The organism is Rhodococcus sp. (in: high G+C Gram-positive bacteria), assembly GCF_049591685.1.
In the GTDB taxonomy this organism is placed as follows: Bacteria; Actinomycetota; Actinomycetes; order Mycobacteriales; family Mycobacteriaceae; genus Rhodococcoides.
Genome location: NZ_JBAWFH010000286.1, coordinates 1 through 3,787 on the forward strand (window position 1 = coordinate 1; position 3,787 = coordinate 3,787).

Below are 3,787 nucleotides of genomic sequence, written 5' to 3' on the forward strand. Positions count from 1 at the left end.
ACTTTCGACGGTGCCGCCCGCCTCGGTGAGGTCCGCGCCCGCGCAGAACGTTCCGCCCGTGTGGGTGAGGACAACGGCTCGGACGTCCAAGTCCTTGCCCGCTTCGACGAGGCCTGCGGTGAGCTCCTGGACCAGCTGCGTCGACAGCGCGTTCCTGTTGTGCGGCGTGTCCAGGGTGAGCGTGGTGACTGCGTCGGCGGTGTCGACGCGCACTGCCATCAGTACGACCTCGGGAGGCCGAGCGAGTGCTGCGAGACGAAGTTGAGGATCATTTCCCTGCTGACCGGCGCAACGCGTGCGATCCGGGCGGCCCCCAGCATGGCGGCGAGGCCGTACTCCTCGGTCAGGCCCGCACCGCCGTGGGTTTGGATCGCCTGATCGAGGGCCTTGATGCTGGCCTCGGCTGCAGCGTACTTGGCCATGTTGGCGGCCTCGGCGGCACCGAAATCGTCGCCGTTGTCGTAGAGGAAAGCGGCCTTCTGCATCATGACCTTGGCGAGCTCGAGCTCGATCTTGACCTGGGCGAGGGGATGCGCGATTCCCTGGTGTGCGCCGATCGGGGTCTTCCACACCGTCCGCTCGTTCGCGTACTTCACAGCGGCGTCGAGCGCGTAGCGACCCATACCGATCGCCATCGCCGCACCGAGGATGCGCTCGGGATTGAGACCTGCGAACAGCTGCATGAGTGCCGCGTCGGGCTCACCCACCAGCGCGTCGGCGGGCAGTCGAACATCGTCGAGAAACAGCGTGAACTGATGATCCGGCTCGATGATGTCCATCTGCATCTGCGTCTTCTGCAGACCCTCGGCATCTGTCGGCACGATGAACAGGGCAGGCTTGAGTTTGCCGGTTCTACTGTCTTCCGTACGGGCAACGATCAACACCGCGTCGGCCTGATCGACGCCGGAGATGTAGATCTTGCTGCCCTTCAGAATCCAGCCGGTGTCATCCCCCGTCGCTCCGCTCGCCCCTGCACCGTCCCGCCTGGCCGTCGTCGTGATCTGGTGCGAGTTGGAACCGGCGTCGGGCTCGGTGATCCCGAACGCCATGATCTTGGAGCCGTCGGCGAGCGCGGTGAGCCATGTTTGCTTCTGATCCTCGGTGCCGTATTTGCCGATGATCGTGCCGCAGATGGCCGGGCTGACGACGACGAGCAGCAGTCCGGCGCCGTGCGCAGCGAGCTCCTCTTGGACGAGCGCGAGTTCGTAGATGCCCGCGCCGCCGCCGCCGTACTCCTCGGGCAGGTTGACGCCCAGGAAGCCGAGCTTGCCCGCTTCGTTCCACAGCTCGGTCAACGGCTCGCCAGCTCGCGCATTCGGGAGCACGTAGTCGATGTAGTTGTAGCGCTTGCCGAGCGAGGAGACTGCGGTGCGCAGCCCCTTCTGCTCTTCGGTCTCGATGAAGCTCATGATTCTCCTTCTGACTCGGGCTCGGTGACCACGGGCTCGGTGACCACGGACTCGGTGACCACGGACTCGGTGACCACTGCAAGGATCGCGCCGACTTCGACCTGCTGTCCTTGGGCGACATGGAGTTCGGTGAGTACACCGTCGGCCGGAGCGGTGACGGTGTGTTCCATTTTCATCGCTTCCAGCCACAGAATCGGCTGACCGGCGGTGACGGTATCGCCCTGAGCGGCAGCGACTCTGACGACGTTGCCCGGCATCGGCGCGAGCAACGAACCCGCTGCGACCTCTTCGGTGGGGTCGACGAAGCGAGGCGCCCTGGTCAGCCTGACCGGGCCGAGCGGCGAATCCACGAAGACGTCCGACCCGTACTGCGCCACCTGGAATGTACGACGAATCTTGTTGTCGTCGAGAACGACCCGGGTGGCGGTGCGTTCGATGAGCGAGACGCCGTCGAGGTCGGTCTGCAATCCGTAGCGCCCGAAGGTGTATTCGACGGTTAGGTCGTCGGAGTGGAGCCCGCGGAACGACCCGAGCGCGCCGTAGGTCTTTCGCTGAGGCTGCGAGGGGAGGTTGCGCCATCCGCTCGGTAGGCCTTTGCCCACGCGCGCGTTCTGCTGATTGTCTGCTGCATCGGCCAATGCCGCGGCGAGAGCGGAGATCCGCAGCGCCCGTCCCTGCGCGATGGGCTGAGACAGAACTTCGAGACCGTGCGTCTGGAAGAACGCGGTGTCGGTGTCTCCGGCGAGGAAAGCCGGGTGCAGCAAGATGTTCACCAACAGGTCGCGGTTGGTGAGCAAACCGTGAATGGTGGCCCTCTGCAGCGACTTCGCGAGCAGGGTGGCGGCCTGAGCACGCGTCGGAGCGAACGAAATGACCTTGGCGAGCATCGGGTCGTAGTAGGTACCGACCGTCGAACCGCTCTCGACACCCGAGTCGACCCTGATGCCGGTCTTGTCCACAACGGTGAATTCGGCTCCCGGAATGTCGAAGCGGTGCAGCAGACCGCTCTGCGGACGCCAATCCTGCGACGGGTCCTCCGCGTAGAGCCTGACCTCGATCGAGTGCCCGCGGGTCGACGGCTGCTCGTCGGGCAGCGCGCCGCCCGCCGCAACGTGAATCTGCAGAGCAACCAGGTCGAGACCCGTCGTGCATTCGGTGACGGGGTGTTCCACCTGCAGCCGGGTGTTCATCTCGAGGAAGAAGAAGTTGCCCTTCTCGTCGGCGAGGAATTCGACCGTGCCCGCGCCCTCGTAGCGAAGCGCCTCCGTCGCGAGCCGCGCAGCGTCGAACAGGCGCTCGCGCATACCGTCGATCCGCGTCACGAGCGGAGACGGCGCTTCCTCGACGACTTTCTGGTGTCGGCGTTGAATGGAGCACTCGCGTTCGCCGACCGTCCACACCGTCCCGTGCCGATCGGCCATGACCTGAACTTCGATGTGGCGTCCGGTCTCGATGTAGCGTTCGACGAACACGGTGCCGTCGCCGAAGGCCGACTGCGCCTCCCTCTGCGCCGTCTCGATCTCGTCGGTGAGCCTGGACAATTCACGGACGATGCGCATGCCGCGACCACCACCGCCCGCCGACGCCTTGATCAGCACCGGCAACTCGTTTTCGGTGATGGCAGCGGGATCGAGGCGAGCCAGTACCGGCACACCGGCGTCGGCCATCATCTTCTTGGACTCGACCTTGGAGCCCATCATCTCGATCGCCTTGACCGGCGGACCGATCCACGTCAAGCCGGCGTTCTGCACCTGCTCGGCGAATTCGGCGTTCTCCGAAAGGAACCCGTAACCGGGATGTATGGCGTCGGCACCTGCCTGGACGGCGGCCGCGATGACGAGTTCTCCGCGCAGGTACGTCTCGGCCGACGAGTTGCCAGGCAGACGAACGGCGACGTCGGCGTCCCGAACGTGTGGGGAGTTCGAGTCGGCGTCGGAGAAGACAGCGACCGTGTCGATGCCTTCGGTTCGGCAGGTGGCGAACACACGTCGGGCGATTTCGCCGCGGTTGGCGACGAGTACCGAGTTGACAGGCGCGGTGCCTGCGGAGTGACCAGATAAATTAGTCATCAAAGGCTTCACATCCGGAAGACGCCGAAGTTCTCGGTGCCTTCGATCGGGGCAGAGGTGATGGCCGACAGGCACATTCCCACTACCGTGCGGGTGTCACGGGGGTCGATGACGCCGTCGTCGTAGAGGCGTCCGGAGAGAAACATCGGGAGGGATTCGGCTTCGATCTGGTTCTCGATCATCGCGCGCAGGCCAGCGTCGGCTTCTTCGTCGAATGCCTGTCCTCGCGCTTCGGCTGCGGCGCGGCCCACGATGGAGATGACGCCGGCGAGTTGAGCGCCGCCCATGACAGCGGACTTGCTCGACGGC

At 65.2% G+C, this 3,787-nt stretch carries 4 protein-coding genes; all 4 read right to left on the reverse strand.

All coding sequences use genetic code 11. The features are described from left to right. Positions 1 to 219 (reverse strand): enoyl-CoA hydratase-related protein (locus WBQ44_RS11960; RefSeq protein ID WP_495566906.1); only part of this gene is annotated, 219 nt, incomplete at its 3' end. Beyond that, a complete protein-coding gene (locus tag WBQ44_RS11965; protein WP_495566907.1) occupies positions 219 to 1,409 on the reverse strand; it encodes an acyl-CoA dehydrogenase family protein in 1,191 nt (396 codons plus the stop codon). The genes WBQ44_RS11965 and WBQ44_RS11960, both read right to left, overlap by 1 nt. Further along, positions 1,406 to 3,478 (reverse strand): acetyl/propionyl/methylcrotonyl-CoA carboxylase subunit alpha, encoded by a 2,073-nt coding sequence (locus tag WBQ44_RS11970; RefSeq protein WP_495566908.1) that lies wholly within the window; start codon positions 3,476 to 3,478, stop codon positions 1,406 to 1,408. Before WBQ44_RS11970 ends, WBQ44_RS11965 begins: the two co-directional genes overlap by 4 nt. Before the next feature lie 8 nt (positions 3,479 to 3,486). Then, on the reverse strand, positions 3,487 to 3,787 hold a 301-nt coding region (locus WBQ44_RS11975; RefSeq protein ID WP_495566909.1), incomplete at its 5' end, for a carboxyl transferase domain-containing protein.